Source organism: Melittangium boletus DSM 14713 (assembly GCF_002305855.1).
Taxonomy (GTDB): Bacteria; Myxococcota; Myxococcia; order Myxococcales; family Myxococcaceae; genus Cystobacter; species Cystobacter boletus.
The window spans coordinates 6,169,808-6,191,705 of sequence record NZ_CP022163.1 but is presented as its reverse complement, the minus strand read 5'-3'; the positions used below and the strand labels follow the sequence as shown (position 1 = coordinate 6,191,705).

The following is a 21,898-nucleotide window of genomic DNA, read 5'->3' as shown; positions in this document are numbered from 1 at the left end:
GGTTCGTCAGCCGACATCGCACCCGCCCGTGAATGCCCGGGCCCCCCCAGGCCAGACATGTAGGCCGTGCACGAGGCAACGCAGGCGCTCGAGGCGCCGCACTCCCACACTCCCCGTGCCTCCCTCGAATCCCTACTTCAACCCCCTCCCGCACGGTGCGGAGCTTGAAACGCGGGGAAGGGTGTTTGGGCATGGATCACGCAACGCTTGGAGTGAAGCGCTGGCCCCTCCTGGCCGCCCTCTGGATGACGCCCGCGTGGGCGGAGCAGCCCCCGCCCCCGCCGGCCCGTCCGGACATCTCCAACCTCGCCGAGAGCGCGTCCTCCCGGCCCCAACTGAGCTCGTCGCTGGACAGCGAGGACGAGGAAGCACCTCCCGAGTTCACGCTCGGGCCCGCGGAGCCCCTGGCGAGCGGAGAGCGCAAGTGGGTGCACCGGGTCGACGCCGCGGACCTCACCTCCTACTTCGCCGAGGGCACGCTCGCCCAGGCGAAGGACGCCCATGATCAAGGCCGCTACCGCACCGCGCTCCAACTCCTGGAGAAGGAGCCACCCTCGCTCCCCGTGCGCTACCTCCGGGCCCGAAGCACGCTGGGCCAGGGCGCGTGGGCCCAGGCGGCCCAGGAGTTCTCGGCGCTCGCCCAGGACTTTCCCGCGCTGAGCGATTACTTCCACTACGAGGCGGCACGCGCCCACGAGCGGCTGCGCCAATGGACCGAGGCCATCCAGCACTACGCGGCCGTGAAGTCCGGCGCGCGGCGCTACACCGAGGCCCGCTTCGGCATGGCGTACCTGCTCGAGAAGAAGCAGCAGGACTACGCCGCGGCGGTGGAGGCGCTCACCCCGCTCGTGCAGACGGACACGCCCCGCCCCAACGCCCCCGCGCAGGCCGAGGCCTGGCTGACCATCGCCCGGCTCGCGCGCTACCAGGCCGACTACAATGGCGAGCACCGGGCGCACCTGGCGGTGTGGGCGCTCCATCCCTTCAGCCGGGAGGCGACGGCCGCGGTGAAGGGCCTGCGCGACCTGCCCTACGTGCCCAAGTGGAAGGTGGCGCGCGCCGAGACGCTGCTGTCGCTGCACCACAACCGGGAGGCGATGGAGCAGTTGGAGCGGATGCTGCCCAGGCTGGAGCTGCCCGACGCGCTCGCCTGCCGCGCGCATTTCGCGTACGGCACCGCCCTGCGCAAGGAGCGCAAGCACACCCAGGCCATCCGCGTGCTCAGGCCCGTCACCGAGCAGTGCCAGGACGAAGTGCTGAGGCCCCGCGCGCTGTACGTGCTGGGCTATTCGGAGTCGGTGGTGGAGCCCGAGCGCTCCATCACCACCTATCTCCAGCTCGCGCACGACTACCCCCAGCACCCGTACGCGGATGACGCCCTCTTCTACGCGGCGGGCAAGGCCCTGGAGCGGGGCGAGAGGGCGGCGGCCATGGGCTATCTGGACCAGCTCATCGCCCGCTACCCAGACGGCAACTTCGCCGCCGAGGCGCTCTTCCAGCGCTTCTGGGTGTACCGCGCCGAGGGGCAGAACGACGCGGCGCTCGAGGCCCTCACCCGCATCGAGGCGCCGCAGGGCCGGGGCTCCACGCACGAGTCGGTGCAACGTGCCCGCTACTGGCGCGCGCGGCAGCTCTCCGCGATGGAGCGCACCGTGGAGGCGCATGCGCTCCTGGAGCGGGTCACCGCCGAGGGCGCGGCCACGTGGTACGGCCTGCTCGCGCGCTCGCGGCTGGCGCACGAGGCCCCGGAGCGGGCCCAGGCCATCGTCGAGCGGTTGCGCGTTCCCACGAGCCCCAAGGAAGTGTGGCCCCTGGACGCGGGGAGCCTCGCGGCGGATCCCCACTTCACCACGGGCATCGAATTGCTCCGGCTCGAGCACCGGGAGGCGGCCGCGGAGCTGCTGGCCGTGGATCGCCGGGGCCGCGGCGAGGAGTCCATCCGCCTGCTCTTCCACGTGCTCCGCGCCACCGGCCACGAGCGCCACGCCCGCCCCATCGCCTGGGCCCTGCGGCGCGAGGGCCTGGCGGCGCCCACCGAGGCCGAGACGCGCCTCATCTACTCGGCGGCCTACCCGCATGCCTTCCGCGACCTCGTGGTGCGCCACTGCCGCTCGGCCCGGGTGGATCCCGACGTGATGCAGGCCCTCATCCGCGAGGAGAGCGCCTTCAACCCCAATGCCCGCTCGTCCACGGGCGCGCTGGGGCTGTCCCAGCTCATGCCGGCCACGGCCTCCGTGGTGGCGCGCCAGCTCAAGCTGACGCTGGCCACGCCCACCGCGCTGCTCGAGCCCCGGCACAACATCCGCATCGGCTCGGCCTACCTGGGCAGCCTGCAGCGGCGCTTCTCGGGCAACCTGGCCCATGCGGTGGCCAGCTACAACGCGGGTCCCGCCGCCGTGGATCGCTGGCTCGCGCGCTTTCCCACCGCCGAGCTGGACGAGTGGGTGGAGCAGATCCCCGTGGAGGAGACGCGCCTGTACGTCAAGCGCGTGCTCGGCAGCGCCGCGGCCTACCAGTTCCTCTACGACTCGGGCTCCCTCACCACGCTGGCCTTCGGAGACAAAGGCTCCAATAATGCGGGCTCGCGTTGAGCCCGCATGTCCACCGAAGACATCCACGAATCCAATACCCAGTTCCATGAGGCCTGGCGCTTCTTCGCCCGCAACAGCGCCGCCGGCCAGGTGCTCGACCTGCCCGAGGTGAGCATCGCGTCGAGCAACGTGGCCTGGACGATGATGAACGCCGCCTTCCTGCCGGGTCCGGTGGACACGGAGGAGGCCCTGACGCGAGCCGCCACCGCCGCCGCCCGCTTCTTCGAGCCCGGACGGCGGGGCTGGATGCTCGCCCTGTGCGAGGACTGGGTACCGGGGCCCTTGCGCGAGCGCGCGGGCAGCTTGCTCATCCCCCACGGCCTGCGCGCCGCCGTCGTGGCCACGGGCATGGTGGCCGAGCGCCTCATCCCGCCCCTGCGACCCCCGCCTCGGCTGGAAGTGCGCCAGGCCCGGGACTCCCAGGGGCGCAGGGCGCTCGCCGACGTCAACGCGCACAGCTACGACATGCCCGTGGACACCGGACGCGCGGCCTTCGACGTGCCGGGCCTCTTCTCGGGTGACAACAAGGGCTTCGTGGGCTACCGCCACGAGGAGGCCGCCACCTGCGCCGCCGTGCTGCGGGGCCACGGCGCGCTCTATGTCTCGATGGTGGCCACCCACCCCTCCCACCGGCGGCTGGGTCTGGCCGAGGCCGTCATGCGCCACGCGCTCGCCGAGGCCCACCGCGACTGGGGCCTGGAGCGGACCGTGCTGCACGCCACCCCCGAGGGACTGCCCGTGTACCGCCGCATGGGCTTCCGGCCGGTGACCCGCTTCCATTTCTACATGGCGGCACCGTCCCCGAACTGACTCGTCAAGGCCCCTCCCGTACCCAGGGCCAGTTCCAGGAATTTCAAAGGGACCATAAATATCCACCAATGCGAATCATGGGGTCAGGGGGCCTGGATGGAATCACGGAGTTCACCGGGACTCTCGAATCCGTCGAGCCCTACGGCCTGGTGCTCCTGAAACGGGCCCTGGACTCCAACCATCCCCTGCTCGACGCGGAATGGCTCATGTCCACGTCCGCCGCCCGGCGACTCCTTCCCGGAGCGGAATGCTACCGGGGCTGGCGCGTGCGAGACATCTGCGCCGCCCAGGGAGAGGAATTCGTCCGGATGCTCGTGCGCTGGGAAAACCAGCTGGCCCGGCGGCCGCGACTCTCCGAGAACGTCTCGTATGTCCTGGGAGAGCGGCGGTTTGTCTTTCGCGCCGACATGCTCCAGAGCGCCGAGCACCTGGTGGTGTGGATCCGGGACATCACCGAGCGCGAACGCATGGAGCAGGCGCTTCGGGAGAACGAGACACGCTACGAGTTGGTGGCGCGCGCCACCCGGGATGTCTTGTGGGACTGGAACGTGGCCCGTGGCGAGGTGAGCTGGAGCACGTCGCCCGGTGAGGTGTTCGGCGAGGCGCCCGGACAAGGGCCGACGTCCATCGCCTGGTGGCGCGAGCGCATCCACCCCGAGGATCAGCAGCAGGCACTCCGAACCCTCCACCAGGTGATGAGCGGCCAGGACGACCACTGGACGAACGAGTACCGCTTCCGCCGGGCGGACGGCTCGTACGCGTTCGTGCTCGAGCGGGGCTACATCGGCCGGAATTCCGCGGGCCGGCCCGAGCGGCTCATCGGCGCGATGATGGACGTGAGCGAGCGCCAGCAGCGGGAGGAGGACCAGGCACGGGAAGCGCGGTTGCTCGAGCGCTTCATGGGAATCATCGGCCATGACCTGGGCAGCCCCCTGGCCGCCATCCGCATCTCCTCGCAGATGCTCCAGCAGGCCCCGAACCTCACCCCCGCGCAACGCGCCGCCCTGGGACGCATCGAGGAGAGCGCCCGGCGCGTGACGCGGCTGACGCAGCAGCTGCTCGACAGCGTGCTGGCGCGCAATGGCGGCATCCCCGTGCAGCCGCGGCCCACGGACCTGGAGCAGCTCTGCCACCGGGTGCTCGATGAGTTCACGGCCATCTACCCCGAGCGCTCCCTCCAGCTCACCGTGGAGGGAGACACACACGGCCAGTGGGATCAGGACCGTCTGGCGCAGGCGATCTCCAACCTCGTGGGCAACGCGCTCGAACATGGCGAGGCCTCCCACCCCGTCTCCCTCCGGCTCTGGGATGACGCCGGGGTGCAGCGGCTGGAGGTGAACAACCGGGGCGCGCCCATCGACCCGGCGCTCATGCCGCACCTGTTCGAGCCCTTCCGCCGAGGCGATCCCCATGCGCGCCAGGTCTCCGGGGGAGGCGCGGGGCTCGGCCTGTTCATCGTCCGGGAAATCGTCCGGGCCCATCGGGGCGAGGTGGAGGTCCGCTCCACGCCCGAGGAGGGAACGACCTTCGGGCTGACCCTCCCGCGCCAGCAGGCACCGGACGCGCGGGAGCCATGAGTCCTCAGCGCGGCGTGGCGGCGGGCAGCAGGAGCGCCGTGCGCAGCTCGCGCAGCTTTTCCTGGAGGGCCCGGGTGTTGGACGGGCCCATGCGCAAGAGGTGCTTCTGGGCGGGACGAAGCCCCTCCAGCTCCGGCGCCGCGAAGGTGAAGTTCACCCCGGGCGAGTCCACCACCTCCACGTCCCCCTCGGGCACGGGCGTGTCCAGGATGAGCTGGATGGCGTTGGAGAGGGTCTGATCGAAGCTCTGTCCGGGACGGCTGATCTCCTGGAAGGCTCCCTGGAAGAGCGGCTTGAGGGCCTGGTAGGTGATGGCGCTCGTCTGGGTGTCGAGCGAGGCGATCACCCGCGCCACGGCGTCGTAGCGGGAGAAGCTCTCCGGACGGATGAAGAGACGTCCCCCGCGCTCGACCGTCTGGAAGGCCCCCTTGGGCGCCATGAACGCCAGCGCGGCTCGCGGGCTCTCGCCCTCGGCGATGTTGCTCACGGCGGAGGTGAAGCGGCGCATCAGGTCCTCGGTGGAGGAGAGCCACTGCTGCAGCTCCGGCTGGGCAGACAGCAGACCCACGAGGTCGCGCACCCGGGTGTCGCTCTGGGCCACGGGGACCTGCTCGCCCGCGGACGTGTCCTCCGCCGTGGAGGCATCCGGCGCCGCGGCCACGGGCGGCACGGGCGCGGATTGTTGAGGGAGCGGCGCTTTCGGGCCCATCCAAAAATAGGCCAGCCCGGCCCCGAGGAGGACCACGACGACGGCCACGCCCACGATCAACGGCGTGCGGGAGGGAGTGGGCTTGGGTGAGGGTGCGCCCGAGGGCACTTCGGAAGGCAGCTGCCAGTTCGGCTCGCTCAAGGAATCCTCCAGGGTCTCCCCCACTATTTCCCAGACGGAGGAGGCGGGGTCGCCACGTATTGCTCCAGCCGTGTGATGCCCAGCTTCTTCATGCGGCTCTGCAGGGTCGAGGGTTTGAGACCCAACAACGCCGCGGCGCCGCCGGGACCGTAGAGCCGGCCCTGGGTGAGCCCCAGCACGCGAAGAATGTGCTGCCGCTGCACCTCCTCCAGGGTGGGCACCGCCCCCTCCGCCAACGACAGGGGCACCGGAGCGCTCCGGACCGGGGAGGACAGGCGCACGGGTACGTCGAACGACTCGGCGCCCAGCTCCGGCCGGCGCGACAGGATGGTGGCGCGCTCCAGGGCATTGGCCAGCTCGCGGATGTTGCCCGGCCAGTCGTAGGCCGCGAGCCGGGCGAGGCCGTCCGCCGTCACCTCCATCCCCTTGCGGCCGGTGCGCCGGGACTGCTCCTCCAGGAGGAAGGCGCACAGGAGCGGCAGGTCCTCCAGCCGCTCGCGCAGGGGGGGCAGCCGCAGTGGGAAGACACTCAACCGGTAATAGAGGTCCTCACGGAAGCGCCGCTGGCGGATGGCCTCCTGCAGGTCCACGTGCGTGGCGGCGAGGATCCGCACGTCCGCGCGCACCGTCTTGTCACTGCCCACCGGCTCGAAGGTCTTCTCCTGGAGGGCGCGCAGCAGCTTGGCCTGCAGCTCCACCGGCAGCTCCCCCACCTCGTCCAGGAAGAGCGTGCCCCCGTGCGCCATCTGGAAGCGCCCGGCGCGGTCGCGCGTGGCCCCGGTGAACGAGCCCTTCACATGGCCGAACAACTCGCTCTCCAGGAGCCCCGCGGGAATGGCCGCGCAGTTGAGCGTCACGAAGGCGCCCTCGGCCCGCGCGCTCCAGCGGTGCACCGCCCGCGCCAGCCGCTCCTTGCCCGTGCCCGTCTCGCCCAGCAACAACACCGGCGTGTCCGTCTCCGCCACCTGCCGCGCCCTCAGCGCCAGCTCCCGCACCGGGGCCGCGCGCGACGTCTCCAACACGCCCACCTCGTCGCCCCCCAACTGCGACTCGAGCAGCCGCGCGTGCGCGTGCTCCCGCCGGTGCAGCCGCTCGAAGTTGCTCTTCTGCTCGGCCTCCTGGAGCGACGTGGCCAGCATCTGCCCATACACCTCCACCAGGTCCACCACCTCCCGCGGGTACGTCTCGCACTCGGTGCGGTCCAGCGTCAGCACGCCGTAGCAGCGCTCCGCCGCGCACAAGGGCACCACCATGCACGCATGCCCAGGCGGCAGGTCCAACACCCCGTCGAAGGGGTCTCCGTCCCCGTGCGAGTGGTCCTCGCTCGTGAAGGCCCGCGCCCGGCGCGTCTCCAGGGCCTGGCGCAGCGAGGGGAAGTCCGCCAGCCGCAGCTCGTGGCGCCGCACGCGCTCCGACGCCAACGGCCCGCGCGCCACCACCGACACCAGCTTGCCTTCTCGCAGCAAGAAGAGCGTGGCCAGGTCGAAGCGCACCACGCGGGTGAGCCACTCCAGGCCCCGGCGCAGCAGCTCCGCCACGGTCCGCTCCGAGGTCGCCAGCTCGATCAGGTCCCGGGCTTCCCCGTGCCATTCCGCCCGTGTCACCGCAACGATGTCGTCCGCCATACGTCTGAGTAAATAACCGGGGCGCCACCGAAATGTCAGTGGCGCGAGACACCGGTATTTCGGTATGCACCCATCCGGCGGCACCCCCCAGGCTTCATTGAAACGTCAACCCCGTGAAATCACGCGGGGCGGGTTCCTGGCACGGTGGCTGCTTTGAGAGTAGACGGACCACACCTGTCGGGCTTGCGAGCGAGCAGGCCCCTAACCCCCAAAGGAGTCGGAAAATGCTGACTGTTGGCGACAAGCTTCCCGCGTTCAACGTGAAGTCCGTGGTGAGCCTGGAGAAGGGCAAGGAGTTCAAGGACATCACCCAGGACAGCTTCAAGGGCAAGTGGCAGATCCTCTTCTTCTGGCCGAAGGACTTCACCTTCATCTGCCCGACGGAGATCGCGGAGTTCGGCAAGCACGACAAGGACTTCAAGGACCGGGACGCGCAGATCCTCGGCGTGAGCACGGACAGCGAGTTCGTGCACCACGCGTGGCGCACCCACCACGCGGACCTCAAGCACCTGCCCTTCCCGATGCTCGCGGACATCAAGCGCGAGCTGAGCGCGAGCCTGGGCGTGCTGCACAAGGAGGAGGGCGTGGCCCTGCGCGCCACGTTCATCGTGGACCCCGAGGGCATCATCCGCCACGTGTCGGTGAACGACCTGTCGGTGGGCCGCAACGTGAAGGAGGTGCTGCGCACCCTGGACGCGTTCCAGACGGACGAGCTGTGCCCCTGCAACTGGCAGAAGGGTGAGGAGACGCTCACCTCGAAGCTGCAGAAGGCGGGGTAAGGCACCATGGCGTCGCTCGAAGTCGTTCGCGGTGAGCTGGCGGAGGCCCACAAGGACACCCGCATGAACCTCCAGTCCGTGCTGGAGAACAACAGCCTCACCCCCGAGCAGCGCTGGGGGGTGGCCGTGGCGTGCGCCTTCGCGGCACGCAACGAGCTCATCAAGAAGGCCATGTTGCACGAGGCCAAGCAGGCCCTGGGTGACAAGGCCGAGCCGGTCATCGAGGACGCCCGCGCGGCGGCCTCGCTGATGGGGATGAACAACATCTACTACCGGTTCCGCCACATGGTGGGGAAGGAGTCCTACTCCACCAAGCGTGCCGGTCTGCGGATGAACCGCCTGGGCCAGGTTCTCACCAACAAGGTGGACTTCGAGCTCGTCTGCCTCGCGGTGAGCGCCATCAACGGCTGCGAGATGTGCGTGCAGTCGCATGAGAAGGTCGTCACCGAGGGAGGCATCTCGGAGGACCAGGTGAACGACGCGGTCCGTATCGCGTCGGTCATCCACGCCGCGGCGGTGGGTCTCGAGTCGTAAGGCCCGCTTCCCCGTCCCAACCGAGTCACTTCATGCGCCCCCTGGTGTTCCTCACCAGGGGGCGCATCTTTATCCCAGCGAAAGGACACGCCATGTACCGCAGCCCGAGCCCCCTTCCCGAGCAGGCCCGCACCGCCATCGTCGAGCAGCTCAACGCGCGCCTCGCCGACGGCCTGGATCTGCACAGCCAGATCAAGGTCGCGCACTGGAACATCAAGGGTCCGCAGTTCGCCGCGCTCCACCCGCTCTTCGAGACGTTCGCGGTGAGCCTGGCCAACCACAATGACTCGGTGGCCGAGCGCGCCGTGACGCTGGGAGGCAAGGCCTACGGCACCACCCGCCACGTGGCCAAGACGAGCCGTCTGCCGGAGTACCAGCAGGAGACGACCCGGGACCTGGAGCACGTGAAGTTGCTGGCCGAGCGCATCGAGACGTACCTGAGCGGCCTGCGTGACAGCCGCAAGGCGACCGAGCAGCACCAGGACACGGACACGGTGGACCTGTTCACCGGCATCATCACCGAGTTCGAGAAGCACGCCTGGTTCCTGCGTGCCTCCCTGGAAGGCTGAAACTACCGCCGAGGGGCCTCGTCCGTGCGGCCCTCGTCGGTGACCTCGGATTGGATGTGCTCCCGCTCGAGGCCCCGCTGGATATCGGAGGGGGTGCGCGTCACGGTGTTGCCCGGAGCCATCTCGGGCACCCAGATCTGGCCGTCCCCCGTCGTCACCGTGTAGCCCGCGCCCCCCGTCGCCTCTCCGTCGTAGACCGTGGGCGCCTCCAGGCGATCGTTCTGGGCCACGTCCTTCTCGGTCGGAAGGTCCTGGTAGGCGGAATCCAGCTTGTCCGCGCGAGCCCTCGAACCGCTGGCGCAGCCCCAGACTCCAAGCACACAGGTGACGAGCAGGACGGGCAGCTTCTTCATGGGGCGACTCCTTGTTCGAGTGAACTCATCGAAGAAGGTGAGGCCCCCCGTATCCGGAGCAACAAGGGAGCGGGCATTCGGGGGGGGCTCCGCCTACCCGCTCCCTGTTCGTACTCAGGGAGTGCTCGTCCCCGCCATGGGCGGCGTGGCCCCCAGCCCCATCCGATCCAACGAGAAGGCCCAGAGGTCGCTGTACTCCTCGATGATCTTGCCCGTGGGCTTGCCCGCGCCATGGCCCGCCTTGGTCTCGATGCGAATGAGCACCGGCGCGTCGCCCTCTTGAGCCGCCTGGGCGGCCGCCGTGAACTTGAAGCTGTGGCCCGGCACCACGCGGTCATCGTGATCCGCGGTGTGCACCATCATCGCGGGGTAGCGCGTGCCCTTCTTGACCTGGTGCAGGGGTGAATACGCGTGAAGCGCCTTGAACTCCTCCGCGTTCTCCGAGGAGCCGTAGTCGCTCGTCCACGCCCAGCCAATGGTGAACTTGTGGAAGCGCAGCATGTCGAGCACGCCCACGCCCGGCAGCGCCACGCCGAACAGCTCCGGCCGCTGCGTCACCGCCGCGCCCACGAGCAGTCCCCCGTTGGAGCGGCCGAGGATGGCCAGCCGCTCGGAGGACGTGTACTTCTTCGCGATGAGCCACTCGGCCGCGGAGATGAAGTCGTCGAAGACGTTCTGCTTGTGCAGCTTCGTGCCGGCCTCATGCCACTCGCGGCCGTACTCTCCGCCCCCGCGCAGGTTGGCCACGGCGTAGAGGCCCCCCTGCTCCATCCACACCAGGCTGGCCACGCTGAAGGACGGGGTCAGCGGGACGTTGAAGCCGCCATAGCCGTAGAGCAGCGTGGGGGTGTTCCCATCCCACTTCAGCCCCTTCTTGTGGCTGAGGAACATGGGCACGCGGGAGCCATCCTTGCTCGTGTAGAAGACCTGCTCCGTCTCGTACTGCGCCGGGTCGAACTTCACCTGGGGCGCCTTGAAGACCTGGCTCTCGTGCGTCTTCAGGTCGTAGCGGTAGATGGTGGTGGGCGTGGTGTAGCTCGCGTAGGCGTAGAAGGTCTCCGTGTCCTCGCGCCTGCCCCCCAGGCCCGACACGGTGCCCAGTCCCGGCAGTGAAAACTCCCCGAGCGGCTTGCCATCCCGGGACACCCGCCGCACCTGGGAATGGGCATCCTTCATCACGTTGACCAGGAACTGATCGTTGACGAGCGACACCGAGGACAGCGTCTCCGCGCCCTGGGGGATGATCTCCTTCCAGTTCGCGCGCTCGGGCTTGCGCAGGTCGATGGCCACGACGCGGCCCCGAGGCGCGTCCAGGTCCGTCTTGAACCAGAACCGCGTGTCATCGTTGGCGATGTAATCGTACTCCGCGTCCCAATCGCGCAACAGCTCGACGACCTTGGACTTGGGATCCTTGAGGTCCTTGTAGAAGACGAGGTTCTTCTGCTCGGTGCCGCGCGAGACGTTGATGACGAGGTAGCGCCCGTCATCCGTGACGAAACCGCCGAAGCCCCACTCCTTCTGATCCTTGCGCTCGTAGATGAGCGTGTCCTGGCTCTGCGGCGTGCCCAGCTTGTGGAAGTAGAGCTTCTGGTAGTAGTTGGCCCCGCGAAGCTCCTCGCCCGTCTTCGGCTCGTCATAGCGGCTGTAGAAGAAGCCCTTGCCGTCGCCCGACCAGGAGGCCTCGGAGAACTTCACCCACTTGATGACGTCCGGCAGATCCTTGCCCGTGCGCACGTCGCGCACGCGCAGCTCCTTCCAATCGCTGCCAGCGGTGGCCACGCCATAGGCCAGCAGGTTTCCGTCGTCGGTGATGTCCGCGCCCGCGAGCGCCACGGTGCCATCCGCGGACAGCGTGTTCGGATCGAGCAGCAGGCGCGGCTCGGCGGACAGGGAGTCGGCCGTGTAGAGCACGGACTGGCTCTGCAGACCGTCGTTGCGGAAGTAGAAGTAACGCGAGCCCCGGTGCCAGGGCACGCTGAAGCGCTCGTAGTCCCACAGCTCGGTCATCCGCCGCTTGAGCCCCTCGCGCAGGGGAATCTTCTCCAGATAGCCGAAGGTGAGCTTGTTCTCGGCCTCGATCCACTGCCGGGACTCGGGCGAATCCGGGTTCTCCAGCCAGCGGTAGGGATCGGCCACTCGGGTGCCGTGGTAGTCGTCGACCACGTCATCCAGGCGGGCGGCCGGATAGGACAGACGCGGGGCGGAAGCAGCGGGAGCGGCGGTGGAGGACGGAGGCGCGGCGGGAACCGGAGCCTCCGCCTGCACCGGAGCATGACTGCAGTGCGTGAACCAGAAGGCACACGCCACGGCGGTGAGGGCGGGGGTTTTCATGGTGGCGCGCGAACCTAGCAGCCCGGGGACGTATTTCCGACGCCCCGGGCGCGCGCGCCCCCCGCACTCAACACACGCTCACCGTCACCAGATCTTCACCCGCTGATCGGCTGGCAGGAACGCGCCGTCGCCCTCCTTCACGCCGAAGGCGGAGTAGAACTCGGGCATGTTGCGCACCACGCCATTCACCCGGTACTCGCCCGGAGAGTGCGGATCGGTGAGGAGCTGTTGCCGCAGTGCGTCCTCGCGATTGAGCGTACGCCACACCTGGCCCCACCCGAGGAAGAAGCGCTGGTCGCCCGTGAAGCCCTCGATGACGGGCGCCGCCTGGCCTCCGAGCGACAGCTTGTAGGCCTTGAAGGCCACGGTCAGGCCGCTCAGGTCGCCGATGTTCTCACCCAGGGTGAGCTTGCCATTGACGCTCATGCCCTCGACCGGGCTGAAGCCCGAGTACTGCTCCGACAGGAGCCCGGTGCGCTGCTGGAAGGCGGACTTGTCCTCCTTGCTCCACCAGTCCCGCAGGTTGCCATCGCCATCGGAGCGGCTGCCCTGATCGTCGAAGCCGTGGCTGATCTCATGCCCGATGACACCGCCGATGGAGCCGTAGTTGGTGGCATCGTCCGCGTCGGGGTTGAAGAACGGGGGCTGGAGGATGGCGGCCGGGAAGACAATCTCGTTCATCGTGGAGCTGTAGTAGGCATTCACCGTCTGGGGAGTCATGCCCCACTCCAGCCGATCAATGGGTTTGCCGAGCTTGTCCACCTCGCGCAGGTACTCGACCTCCTGGGCGCGCTTGACGTTGCCCACCAGATCCTGGGCACCGACGGTGAGCGCGGAGTAGTCCTTCCACTTCTCCGGGTAGCCGATCTTCACGTTGAACTTCGCCAGCTTCGCCTGGGCCTGCGCCTTCGTCGCCGGGCTCATCCACTCGAGCTGCTCGATGCCCTGCTGGAAGGCGGCGCGCAGGTTCTTCACCAGCTCGTCCATGCGGACCTTGCTCTCGGGGCGGAAGTGGCGCTCCACGTAGAGCCGGCCGAGCACTTCACCCAAGGCGCCATCCACGGCCTCCACGCCGCGCTTCCAGCGGGGCCGGTTCTCCTCCAGCCCCTGGAGCGTCTTGCCCCGGAAGACGAAGTGGGCCTGCTCGAAGGGCGCGCTCAAGAGGGGCGCGTACCCGTCCAGCAGCTTGAAGGTGAGGTACTGCTTGAGCGTGGGCAGGGGCGTCTGGGTGAGCACCTGGGCCAGGCCCTGGAAGTAGTCCGGCTGCCGGACGATGACGCCGGGCGACTTGTCCTCGTTGGCGGCCTTGAGGAAGCGCGCCCACGAGAAGCCCGGCGTGAGGGCGTCCAGCTCGGCCACGCTCTTGAGGTTGTAGGTGGCCTCGCGATCCCGGGTGCGCGCGCGCTCCCAGTGCTTCTCCGCGAGCGAGGTCTCCAGCGCGAGGATCGCCTTGGCCGCGCGGGTCGGCTCCTTCTCACCCGCCAGGCGCAACAACGTCTCGATGTAGGTCAGGTACGCGGCGCGCGTCTCGACGAAGCGGGGCTCCGCCTTGAAGTAGTAGTCACGGTCCGGCAGGCCCAGCCCGCTCTGGGAGGCATAGACGATGTAGCGGTCCGCCTGCTTCGCGTCCTGGCCCACCCAGGTGGTGAAGGGCGTCTGGACCTCCATGCGGCCCAGCGCGGCGAACAGCTCCGGCAGCGCCCCCTTGTCCTTGAGCGTGGCGATGCGTTGCAGCTCTCCGCGCAGGGGCTCGATCCCCTGCGACTGGATGCGCTCCGTGTCCATGAAGCTCTTGTAGAAGTCCCCCACCTTCTGGGTGTCGGAGCCGGAGGGCGCGCCCTGGACGGCGACGGCCTCCTCGATGAGCGCCCGCAGGGCGGCCTCGCTCTTGTCGCGCAGCTCGATGAAGGCCCCGTAGCGGGACTTGTCCGCGGGCATCTTCGCCGTCTTCAGCCACGAGCCGTTGACGTAGCGGAAGAAGTCATCCTGGGGACGCACACCGGGGTCGAAGTTCTTCGTGTCGACCCCGAGCGACAGGGTCGGCGCTGGAGTCTGAACGGGCGCGGGCGGAGGCGCGGGAGGCGCCACCTCCGGCTGGGTGGCGCGCGTACTCGCCGTGCAACCCAGGAGGAGACTTGCGCCCAGCGTGCTGGCAACCCAGGACTGACGGAGGAACTTCTGGCGGTTCATGCGTTCTCGCTGTGTGGGGTCAGGAAGAAAAAGGGGGGCAGGCAACCTGGAGAGCGGAGGGAAATTCCCAGTGCGGGCCCTCACCCGCTCTCGGTCTCGGTCCCGGTGGTGAAGCCATGGGCCAGGCGCCGGCGGTCCTCCTGGTAGCGGCGCAGGAACCACTGCCCCGCGGGCCGGGCCAGCAGTCGCGCGCGCATCTCGGCGAGCGCCGGGGGCACGGCCTGTCCGGGCTGGAGCGCGTACGGAGAAGCCTCGGGCATCATCATCGGCGCGTAGAGCGCGGCGGCGGTGATGTCCGCGATCGACAGGGAGGAGCCCACCAGATAGCGCGACGGGTCGCCTTGAATCTCCCCCTCCAACCGCTCGATGCCCTCCATCAACTTCACCCGCGACGCCTCCACCTTGGCGGGCGTCTGGATGTACTGGCGCCGGATGGTGCGCCGGATGAGGGGGTACATCGCATGCCCGAGCAGCCGCACCGGCGGGGAGAGCGCGCCGAACATGAGCGGCCGGACATCCACGTTTCCATCGAAGAGCTGCGCGTACACCCAGCGCCGCACGTTCTTGCCCACGATCGTGTCGAAGTAATCCTCCAACTCGAGGACGCGCTCGCGCTCGGCCGCCGTGGAGGGAATCAGCGCGGGCGTGGCCGGATAGGCACGCTCCAGGTACAGGGCGATGTCGGTGGAGTCATGAATGACCTGCTCCTCATCCACCAGGATCGGCACCGTGCCACTCACCCCCTTGGTCAACCGCTTCGTCACCAGCAGATGGAGCCCGGGAATGAGGTTGTGGACGCGGTAGGAGATGCCCTTGGCGTCGAGGTTCCAGCGGGACTTCTCGCTGAAATGGGAGATGGGGAATTGGTACAGGATCCGGCCGGACGCAGACATGTCCGGAGCATGCCCGGCGGAAAGCTCGAAATCGACGGCCCAGTCCAGGATAGATTCCGCCACATGCCCGCCCCGGACTCCCGCCCCGCTCCCGGTCTGCTCGCCCGTGCCCTGAAGACGGTGGGACGACTCACCCATCCAGAAACCCGCTCGGGCAAGGTGTTCACGAAGGCCGAACGGGGACTGACCCGGGTGGCCTCGCGCCTCGCCGAGAGTCCCACCTTCCTGCGGCTCAGCGGCGGGCTCATGCGCCGGGGTCTCACCCTCCAGGTGCGCCGCACGTCGATGATGGAGAAGACGTTGCGCTCGCTGCGCGTGCCCACCGCCTCCGAGGTCGATGGACTGAGAGACCAGTTGCGGCGGATGGGAGATCAGGTCGAGGCGCTGGGCTCGCAGCTCGAGCACGTGGTCGAACTCCTGGAGCGCCAGGAGCCGCCCCCCGCCGCGGAGCCCACGCCCACTCGTCCCGCGCGCCGCCGCCGCGCCTCCTCCTCCTCCCGATAGGCTCTCGCGTCCATGGTGAACCGGCCCGTTCAAACCCTCGAGCGCATCCGCTCGTTCGTCTCGTCCCAGGTCGACGTCTCGCGCTCGATCGCGCGGGCGCTGCAGGACCGCTCCATCAACCCCTACCCCTACCTCAAGCCGCTCATCGAGAAGGCCACCGGCCTGCGCGAGCCGCCCATCAGCCCCACCCCCCACTCGGTGGTGTACACGCGCGGACGCATGCGCCTCCTGCGCTACGCCTCGCCCCGGCGCCGTCACCGCACGCCCATCCTCTTCGTCTACTCGCTCATCAACCGCTGGTACATCCTCGACTTCCTGCCTGGCCGCAGCCTCATCGAATACCTCACCGGGCAGGGGTACGACGTCTACGCCATCGATTGGGGCTTCGCGGGGCCCGACGAACAGAGCCTCACCTGGAGCGAGCTGCTCGGGGGGCACCTGAGAACCGCCCTGCGCTGGACGCAGCGGGTGAGCGGCAGCGACGACGTGACGCTCTATGGCTACTGCATGGGCGGCACCATGGCCCTGGCCTACACCGCGCTCCACCCCGAGGGCGTGCGCAACCTCGTCCTCCAGGCGACGCCCGTGGACTTCAGCCACGGCGGCGTCTACTCGCTGTGGACCCAGCCCCGGCACTTCGACGTGGACTCGCTCGTGGACGCCTACGGCAACGTGCCGCCGTACGTGCTGGAGAGTGGTTTCTTCATGGCGGGTCCCGTCCAGCGCTTCACCAAGTGGCTGGAGGTGTTCCGGCAGATCGACGATCCCGGCTTCGTCACCACCTTCCTCGCCCTGGAGCGCTGGGGCGCCGACGCCGTGCCCTTTCCCGGAGAGGTCTATCGCCAGTACATGCGCGACTGCTATCAGCGGAACCTCTTCCGCCAGAGCCGGATGGAGGTGGGCGGAGAGCGGGTGGACCTGGGCCGAGTCGAGTGCCCCGTGCTCAACATCATCGCGGAGAACGACAACATCGCGCCGCCGGCCATGAGCGAGCCCCTGCCGGAGCTGGTGGGCTCGAAGGACTGCGAGACGATGCGTTTTCCCGTGGGACACATTGGCTTGTCGGCTTCCAGCAAATCGCCGGTCAAGGTCTGGCCGCGCATCTCCGCGTGGGTGGAGCGGCGCTCACTGCCGTGGGAGGGAGAATGACGGAGTTGTTCCGGGAAGGGGTGGCGCGGCTGCGCGATGGCCGCAAGCTCGCCTATATCGAGGCCGGAGACCCGAAGGGCGCTCCGGTCTTCTTCCTGCACGGCAATCCGGGCTCGCGCTACATGCGCCACCCGGATGACGCGCTCACGGAGCGGCTGGGCGTGCGGCTCATCACCCCGGACCGGCCGGGCTATGGGTTGTCGGACTACAAGAAGGGCCGCACGCTGCTGGACATGCCGGCGGACATCGAGCAGTTGGCCGATACCCTGGGACTGGGCCGCTTCGCCGTCATGGGGGTGTCCGCGGGAGGCCCCTACGTGGCGGCCTGCGCGTACCGCCTGGGGGAGAGGGTCACGCGCGCGGCGATCATCTCGGGCTCGGCGCCCTTCAACCGGAGTGGCGCCATGGAGGGAGTCAACCGCGACTACCGCGCCGCCTACAGCATGGCCATGTGGCCGGGCTGGATGCTCATGCCCGTGATGAAACTGCATGACCAGTCCGTGCGGAGCAAGCCCGAGCGGGCCCTGGAGGCGCTGCTTCGGGAGTGCTCGGCGGATGACCGGGCCGTGCTGTCGGTGCCCGCCATTGGCAACCAGGTGAAGGGCTTCCGCGGTGAGGCCACTCGTCAGGGCGTGCGCGGGATGATCCAGGAGGCCCGGCTGCTCACTTCCCCCTGGGGCTTTCCGCTCGAGGACATCCGGGTGCCGGTGCACCTCTGGTACTGGGAGGGAGACTCCATCGTGCCGGTCCAGATGGGACGCTACCTGCACTCGCGCATCCCCCACACGGTGCCGCACTTCCTCCAGGGGGGCGGGCACTTCTCCCTCTACTCCCACTGGCAGGAGATCCTGTCTGGACTCGTGCGATGAATCCGCCCTACTGCACCGCGAGGATGCGGCCCTTCGAATCCACGGCATAGACAGCGCCAGCATCGAGAACCATCACATCGAGACCACATCGGGATGTGACAGGAAAAAAGCGAATAAAGAAGAGTTCCTCGCTGGGCTGCAAGACGGAGACATCATACGTATCCCAGCGAGAGAGGCATTGAGCCAATTGTTCGTTGTCTCCCTTCACACGAGTCCCGGGTGGCATGAAGTCATCCATGGCGATCTTGACCGCCGCCATTCTGGGACCACTCAAATGGGTTCCTTGTTCAAAGGAATTTGGGAAATCAACCCGTGCCGACTCCTCTGGAGGAGCCCATTCCGCCTTTTGATGTCTGTAGATACCCAGGAACCCACAGCCCGCCATGAGGACGGTACATGGAATCATGACAAGAAACACCCGGCTCATCGTGCACCAGCCCATCATGGAAGCCAATCCTGGCCCTCAATCATATCAATCTCACCATAAAACCCACTTGCTCTACCGATGGCAACCCACTGCCCACTCCGCAGGGCCATCACCATCCTCGACGTATTGTCATAGAGACAAGACCCACATGTACCGCTCGCCTCTCGGAAAAACAAAAGGAGGGAGCGATCCCAGACACGGCCGGTACTCCCATCGACGAACCGCGTAGGGCGCCAATGCCTGGATTCACTCACATCCTCGCTTGAGAACTTGCGGCTATGTGGATGCGAGTGCGCGCCACCCAGGACGATGGCATCTCGGTGCGAGTCGTCCTTGATGGATCTGGGTGCCTCACAGTACTTCCTACCTAGCGACGAATCCCGACCATGTTTTTCCTTGGGCAACAGAGCTGGTGACGAGCCTAGCAGCCTCCCCAGACCTCTCGCAGGAGATCCTGTCCGAACTCGTGCGCAACTGACGGCAGCCACTCCACCCGGCGAACTCATCTCACGTCGAGGATCCTTCCCTTCCCATCAATCGCATAGGTCGCACCCGCATCCATCACGATGGCGTCAATGCCACACCGGGACAGATGGGGAAGGAAACTCACGAAGAAAAGGTCCTCCCCTGCCTGGAGGATCGACATATCGAAAGTGTCCCAACGAGAGAGACACTGGGCAATAGCCGGGTTCCATTTTCGAAAGAAGCGGGAAACCGCACCTTCTCCGCCTCGTCCGGGGACGCCCATTGCGCCTTCTCGTGTCTGTAATACCCAAAACGATGGAGCAAGGAGCAGCCCGGAAGCAGCACGGCCCAGCACAGAAACAGCGAAACAAGGCTTTTCATGGTATTTCACCAGACGCGGTGGAAAATCCTCAAGGCAGCCAATCCTGACCATCGAACAGGCGAATGTCTCCGTCATCGGAATAGACCAGACCAATGGGGATCCATTGACTGTCACGCAGTGCCGACACAACACGCGTCGCGCTGTTATATCCGTAAGCACGACATTCTCCGGTTCTCTCCCGATATAGCATCAACAGTTCACGATCGAAGATACGCCCGGAACGCTGATCGAAAATCCGTGTGGGTCTCCATTGCGAACCAACGCTCAAGTCTTCTCTAGAAGCCGAGCAACTCCAAAGGACGACCGCCGGTCCCAACCACAAGCTCCAGCGACGAATCCCGACCATGTTTTTCCTCAAGGTCCAAAGCTACGGCGAGCCTAGCAGCCTCTCCAAGCCCCTCGGGTGATTTCGGCGGATGAAAGTCCCCACCGTCCTCCGCTAGCGTGGGGACGTGAGCGACGATCTTTCATCGATTCCCGCGTTCCGCACCGTGCCGCGCACGGGCGTCATCTACGTCACCACCGAGGCCATGCGCCGAGGCTACCGCCCGAGCGACCCCGAATGGTGCAACCTGGGCCAGGGCCAGCCCGAGATTGGTGAGCTTCCCGGCGCTCCGCCCCGCGTGGGCACCGTCCCCGTGGACATGAATGACCTGGAGTACGCCCCCGTGGCCGGCCTTTGGGAGGTGCGCGAGGCCATCGCGTCCCTCTACAACCGGCTCTACCGGAGGGGCATGCCCAGCCAGTACAGCGCCGAGAACGTCTCGCTCTCCGGTGGCGGCCGCACCGCCCTCACCCGCGCCGCCGCCAGTCTTGGCATGGTCAACCTGGGCCACTTCCTGCCGGACTACACCGCCTACGAGGAGTTGCTGGACGTCTTCAAGGCCTTCACCTCCATCCCCATCCTCCTCGAGGGCGAGCGCGGCTATGCCTTCACCCACGAGGATCTGCGCCGTGAGGTGCAGGGCCGTGGCCTCTCCGCCCTCCTCTTCTCCAACCCCTGCAACCCCACCGGCAAGCTCGTCCAGGGCGATGAGCTGGCGCGCTGGGTGTCCGTCGCCCGGGAGTTGGAGTGCACCCTCCTCATCGACGAGTTCTATTCGCACTACGTTTGGACGGGCCGCCCCAACCAGCTCCCCGTGGAAAGCGCCGCCCGCTACGTGGAGGACGTCAACAAGGATCCCGTGGTCCTCTTCGACGGCCTCACCAAGAACTGGCGCTACCCGGGCTGGCGCATGACGTGGACCGTGGGGCCCCGCCAGGTCATCGAGGCGGTCTCCAGCGCGGGCAGCTTCCTCGACGGCGGTGGCAGCCGTCCCCTGCAGCGCGCCGCCATGCCCCTGCTGGAGGAGCAGCTCGTGGTGAAGGAGACGCTCGCCATCCACCGCCACTTCCGCGACAAGCGCGACCGCATCCACTCGCGGCTGGAGCGGCTGGGCATCCGCACGGACCGTCCCCCCGATGGCACCTTCTACATCTGGGGCAACGTGGCGGGACTGCCCGCGCCCCTCAACGAGGGCATGGGCTTCTTCCGCGCCGCGCTCGATCAACGGATCATCACCGTGCCCGGGGAATTCTTCGACGTGAACCCCGGCAAGCGCCGCGCCCGCCCCTCGCGCTTCCGCAACTATGTGCGGCTGTCCTTCGGCCCGTCCCAGGACGTGTTGGACAAGGCCCTGGACCGGCTGGAAACCCTGATCCTCCGCCCCTCCACGGGGTGACCCCCAGGAGCTACCCGTCATGACCGCGTCCTCCTCTCCGCAGGCCTCCCGCCATGTGCTCATCGCGGGAGGTGGCATCGGCGGCCTCACCCTGGCCCACGCCCTTCGTGTGGCCGGCATCGGTTCCACGGTCCTCGAGCGCGCCGAGGTCCTGCGCCCCGTGGGAGCCGGCATCACCGTGCAGATGAACGCCATGCTCGCCCTGCGCGCGATCGGGCTCGCCGACGCGGTGGCCCGGGAGGGAGTGCCCCTGGCCTCGCTCTCCACGCTCGACCCGGCCGGACGGATCATCAACCGCCTGCCCGTCGAACAGATGGAGCGCGAGCTGGGAATCCCCGCCATCGCCATCCGCCGCTCCCGGTTGCAGCAGGTGCTGCTCGGCGAACTCGCACCCGCCCAGGTGCGCACGGGGTGCGCGGTGACGGGCTTCCACGACGAGGGCTCGCGGGTGACGGTGACGCTCTCGGATGGAACGAGCGCCACCGGAGACGTGCTGGTGGGCGCGGATGGATTGCACTCGGTGGTGCGCCGGACGCTCTGGGCGGATGAGACCCGGTACTCGGGCTATACGAGCTGGCGGGGCATCACGACGGAGCTGCCTCGGGCCGAGCCACGCGCCGCCACGGAGACCTGGGGGCCCGGAGCCCGCTTCGGCATCGTCCCCGTCGGCCAGGGTGAAATCTATTGGTACGCCACGCGCAACGCGCCCGCCGGAGGCAAGGACGAACCCGGCCGGAGCCGCGCCGCCCTGCTCGAGCTCTTCGGCCGCTGGCACGCCCCCATCGCCCCCCTGCTCGAGTCCACGCCCGAGGAACAGCTCTTCCGCACGGACATCTTCGACCGGAAACCCCTGACCCGCTGGAGCCAGGGACGGGTGACGCTCCTGGGGGACGCCGCCCATCCGATGACTCCCAACATGGGCCAGGGGGGCTGCCAGGCCATCGAGGACGCCGTGGTGCTCGCCCGCTGTCTGGCGCGGGAAGCGGACCTGCCCAGCGCGCTCGCCGCCTACGAGCAGCGCCGGCTCCGCCGCGCCAACTCCATCGTGAACCAGTCCTTCCAACTGGGGCGGGTCGCCCAACTGGAGAACGCCGCGGGCCGCTTCCTGCGCGACACGGCCGCCCGGCTCGTGCCCCCGAGCGCCAACCTCCGGCAGATGCGCGCCCTCATGCGCTTCGAGCCCTGACCCGTCCTGACGCGGGAAGCCTCTCTGGAAGCCAGGCAACCGGGCGGACGGGCCCGCATGAACGCTCTCCCATCCTCAACCTCTCCGGGGAGG

At 68.1% G+C, this 21,898-nt stretch carries 19 protein-coding genes; 11 read left to right on the top strand and 8 right to left on the bottom strand.

Annotation, left to right across the window (positions count from 1 at the left end):
* The first annotated feature begins 191 nt into the window (after nucleotides 1-191).
* From MEBOL_RS25925 to MEBOL_RS25915, 3 genes are all read left to right on the top strand, one after another.
* On the top strand, nucleotides 192-2,591 hold the full coding sequence (locus tag MEBOL_RS25925; RefSeq protein WP_170115594.1) for a lytic transglycosylase domain-containing protein: 2,400 nt from the start codon (nucleotides 192-194) through the stop codon (nucleotides 2,589-2,591).
* A gap of 6 nt (nucleotides 2,592-2,597) precedes the next feature.
* The gene (locus MEBOL_RS25920; protein WP_095979970.1) at nucleotides 2,598-3,401 is read left to right on the top strand and encodes a GNAT family N-acetyltransferase; all 804 of its coding nucleotides are present in this window, start codon (nucleotides 2,598-2,600) and stop codon (nucleotides 3,399-3,401) included.
* 68 nt (nucleotides 3,402-3,469) lie between these two features.
* Nucleotides 3,470-4,978 (top strand): sensor histidine kinase, encoded by a 1,509-nt coding sequence (locus tag MEBOL_RS25915; RefSeq protein ID WP_095979969.1) that lies wholly within the window; start codon nucleotides 3,470-3,472, stop codon nucleotides 4,976-4,978.
* Nucleotides 4,979-4,982: 4 nt separating this feature from the next.
* Here MEBOL_RS25915 and MEBOL_RS25910 read toward each other — a convergent pair whose 3' ends face one another.
* Together MEBOL_RS25910 and MEBOL_RS25905 are read right to left on the bottom strand one after the other, a co-directional pair.
* Nucleotides 4,983-5,828: a DUF3014 domain-containing protein gene (locus MEBOL_RS25910; RefSeq protein WP_245918855.1), complete on the bottom strand. Its 846-nt coding sequence runs from the start codon at nucleotides 5,826-5,828 to the stop codon at nucleotides 4,983-4,985.
* Between the two features lie 23 nt (nucleotides 5,829-5,851).
* The gene (locus MEBOL_RS25905; protein ID WP_095979968.1) at nucleotides 5,852-7,453 is read right to left on the bottom strand and encodes a sigma 54-interacting transcriptional regulator; all 1,602 of its coding nucleotides are present in this window, start codon (nucleotides 7,451-7,453) and stop codon (nucleotides 5,852-5,854) included.
* 224 nt (nucleotides 7,454-7,677) lie between these two features.
* On the opposite strand from MEBOL_RS25905, the gene MEBOL_RS25900 reads away from it, so the two are divergent.
* The 3 genes from MEBOL_RS25900 (at nucleotide 7,678) to dps (ending at nucleotide 9,335) form a co-directional block, all read left to right on the top strand.
* On the top strand, nucleotides 7,678-8,232 hold the full coding sequence (locus tag MEBOL_RS25900; protein WP_095979967.1) for a peroxiredoxin: 555 nt from the start codon (nucleotides 7,678-7,680) through the stop codon (nucleotides 8,230-8,232).
* A 6-nt stretch (nucleotides 8,233-8,238) separates the two neighbouring features.
* A complete protein-coding gene (locus MEBOL_RS25895; RefSeq protein WP_095979966.1) occupies nucleotides 8,239-8,766 on the top strand; it encodes a carboxymuconolactone decarboxylase family protein in 528 nt (175 codons plus the stop codon).
* 92 nt (nucleotides 8,767-8,858) lie between these two features.
* On the top strand, nucleotides 8,859-9,335 hold the full coding sequence (dps, locus tag MEBOL_RS25890; protein WP_095979965.1) for a DNA starvation/stationary phase protection protein Dps: 477 nt from the start codon (nucleotides 8,859-8,861) through the stop codon (nucleotides 9,333-9,335).
* 2 nt (nucleotides 9,336-9,337) lie between these two features.
* On the opposite strand, the gene MEBOL_RS25885 is transcribed toward dps, so the two are convergent.
* The 4 genes from MEBOL_RS25885 to MEBOL_RS25870 form a co-directional block, all read right to left on the bottom strand.
* On the bottom strand, nucleotides 9,338-9,688 hold the full coding sequence (locus MEBOL_RS25885) for a hypothetical protein (protein ID WP_095979964.1): 351 nt from the start codon (nucleotides 9,686-9,688) through the stop codon (nucleotides 9,338-9,340).
* A 114-nt stretch (nucleotides 9,689-9,802) separates the two neighbouring features.
* On the bottom strand, nucleotides 9,803-12,019 hold the full coding sequence (locus tag MEBOL_RS25880; RefSeq protein ID WP_095979963.1) for a prolyl oligopeptidase family serine peptidase: 2,217 nt from the start codon (nucleotides 12,017-12,019) through the stop codon (nucleotides 9,803-9,805).
* 84 nt (nucleotides 12,020-12,103) lie between these two features.
* The gene (locus tag MEBOL_RS25875; protein WP_095979962.1) at nucleotides 12,104-14,209 is read right to left on the bottom strand and encodes a M13 family metallopeptidase; all 2,106 of its coding nucleotides are present in this window, start codon (nucleotides 14,207-14,209) and stop codon (nucleotides 12,104-12,106) included.
* 80 nt (nucleotides 14,210-14,289) lie between these two features.
* Nucleotides 14,290-15,102, bottom strand: a complete 813-nt coding sequence (locus MEBOL_RS25870) for a glutathione S-transferase family protein (protein ID WP_157775482.1) — start codon at nucleotides 15,100-15,102, stop codon at nucleotides 14,290-14,292.
* A gap of 63 nt (nucleotides 15,103-15,165) precedes the next feature.
* Here MEBOL_RS25870 and MEBOL_RS25865 point away from each other — a divergent pair, with 63 nt between their 5' ends.
* The 3 genes from MEBOL_RS25865 to MEBOL_RS25855 are packed head-to-tail and all read left to right on the top strand — an operon-like array spanning nucleotide 15,166 to nucleotide 17,624.
* Nucleotides 15,166-15,606 (top strand): hypothetical protein, encoded by a 441-nt coding sequence (locus tag MEBOL_RS25865; RefSeq protein WP_095979960.1) that lies wholly within the window; start codon nucleotides 15,166-15,168, stop codon nucleotides 15,604-15,606.
* 12 nt (nucleotides 15,607-15,618) lie between these two features.
* Nucleotides 15,619-16,755 (top strand): PHA/PHB synthase family protein, encoded by a 1,137-nt coding sequence (locus MEBOL_RS25860; protein WP_095979959.1) that lies wholly within the window; start codon nucleotides 15,619-15,621, stop codon nucleotides 16,753-16,755.
* On the top strand, nucleotides 16,752-17,624 hold the full coding sequence (locus MEBOL_RS25855) for an alpha/beta fold hydrolase (protein WP_095979958.1): 873 nt from the start codon (nucleotides 16,752-16,754) through the stop codon (nucleotides 17,622-17,624). The genes MEBOL_RS25860 and MEBOL_RS25855 overlap by 4 nt, the downstream gene beginning before the upstream one ends.
* A gap of 7 nt (nucleotides 17,625-17,631) precedes the next feature.
* Here MEBOL_RS25855 and MEBOL_RS41385 read toward each other — a convergent pair whose 3' ends face one another.
* Nucleotides 17,632-18,069 (bottom strand): hypothetical protein, encoded by a 438-nt coding sequence (locus tag MEBOL_RS41385; RefSeq protein WP_157775480.1) that lies wholly within the window; start codon nucleotides 18,067-18,069, stop codon nucleotides 17,632-17,634.
* Nucleotides 18,070-18,553: 484 nt separating this feature from the next.
* The gene (locus MEBOL_RS41380; RefSeq protein ID WP_157775478.1) at nucleotides 18,554-18,973 is read right to left on the bottom strand and encodes a hypothetical protein; all 420 of its coding nucleotides are present in this window, start codon (nucleotides 18,971-18,973) and stop codon (nucleotides 18,554-18,556) included.
* A 377-nt stretch (nucleotides 18,974-19,350) separates the two neighbouring features.
* Here MEBOL_RS41380 and MEBOL_RS25845 point away from each other — a divergent pair, with 377 nt between their 5' ends.
* Together MEBOL_RS25845 and MEBOL_RS25840 are read left to right on the top strand one after the other, a co-directional pair.
* The gene (locus MEBOL_RS25845) at nucleotides 19,351-20,619 is read left to right on the top strand and encodes a pyridoxal phosphate-dependent aminotransferase (RefSeq protein WP_095979956.1); all 1,269 of its coding nucleotides are present in this window, start codon (nucleotides 19,351-19,353) and stop codon (nucleotides 20,617-20,619) included.
* Between the two features lie 19 nt (nucleotides 20,620-20,638).
* Nucleotides 20,639-21,805, top strand: coding sequence for an FAD-dependent monooxygenase (locus tag MEBOL_RS25840; protein ID WP_095979955.1), 1,167 nt, complete (start codon nucleotides 20,639-20,641; stop codon nucleotides 21,803-21,805).
* The last annotated feature ends 93 nt before the right edge of the window (nucleotides 21,806-21,898 follow it).

Coding starts and splice junctions, on each gene's coding strand:
- MEBOL_RS25925 (WP_170115594.1), top strand. CDS start 192: ATGGATCACGCAACGCTTGGAGTGAAGCGCTGGCCCCTCCTGGCCGCC.
- MEBOL_RS25920 (WP_095979970.1), top strand. CDS start 2,598: ATGTCCACCGAAGACATCCACGAATCCAATACCCAGTTCCATGAGGCC.
- MEBOL_RS25915 (WP_095979969.1), top strand. CDS start 3,470: ATGCGAATCATGGGGTCAGGGGGCCTGGATGGAATCACGGAGTTCACC.
- MEBOL_RS25905 (WP_095979968.1), bottom strand. CDS start 7,453: ATGGCGGACGACATCGTTGCGGTGACACGGGCGGAATGGCACGGGGAA.
- MEBOL_RS25900 (WP_095979967.1), top strand. CDS start 7,678: ATGCTGACTGTTGGCGACAAGCTTCCCGCGTTCAACGTGAAGTCCGTG.
- MEBOL_RS25895 (WP_095979966.1), top strand. CDS start 8,239: ATGGCGTCGCTCGAAGTCGTTCGCGGTGAGCTGGCGGAGGCCCACAAG.
- dps (WP_095979965.1), top strand. CDS start 8,859: ATGTACCGCAGCCCGAGCCCCCTTCCCGAGCAGGCCCGCACCGCCATC.
- MEBOL_RS25885 (WP_095979964.1), bottom strand. CDS start 9,688: ATGAAGAAGCTGCCCGTCCTGCTCGTCACCTGTGTGCTTGGAGTCTGG.
- MEBOL_RS25880 (WP_095979963.1), bottom strand. CDS start 12,019: ATGAAAACCCCCGCCCTCACCGCCGTGGCGTGTGCCTTCTGGTTCACG.
- MEBOL_RS25875 (WP_095979962.1), bottom strand. CDS start 14,209: ATGAACCGCCAGAAGTTCCTCCGTCAGTCCTGGGTTGCCAGCACGCTG.
- MEBOL_RS25870 (WP_157775482.1), bottom strand. CDS start 15,102: ATGTCTGCGTCCGGCCGGATCCTGTACCAATTCCCCATCTCCCATTTC.
- MEBOL_RS25865 (WP_095979960.1), top strand. CDS start 15,166: ATGCCCGCCCCGGACTCCCGCCCCGCTCCCGGTCTGCTCGCCCGTGCC.
- MEBOL_RS25860 (WP_095979959.1), top strand. CDS start 15,619: ATGGTGAACCGGCCCGTTCAAACCCTCGAGCGCATCCGCTCGTTCGTC.
- MEBOL_RS25855 (WP_095979958.1), top strand. CDS start 16,752: ATGACGGAGTTGTTCCGGGAAGGGGTGGCGCGGCTGCGCGATGGCCGC.
- MEBOL_RS41385 (WP_157775480.1), bottom strand. CDS start 18,069: ATGATGGGCTGGTGCACGATGAGCCGGGTGTTTCTTGTCATGATTCCA.
- MEBOL_RS41380 (WP_157775478.1), bottom strand. CDS start 18,973: ATGACGGAGACATTCGCCTGTTCGATGGTCAGGATTGGCTGCCTTGAG.
- MEBOL_RS25840 (WP_095979955.1), top strand. CDS start 20,639: ATGACCGCGTCCTCCTCTCCGCAGGCCTCCCGCCATGTGCTCATCGCG.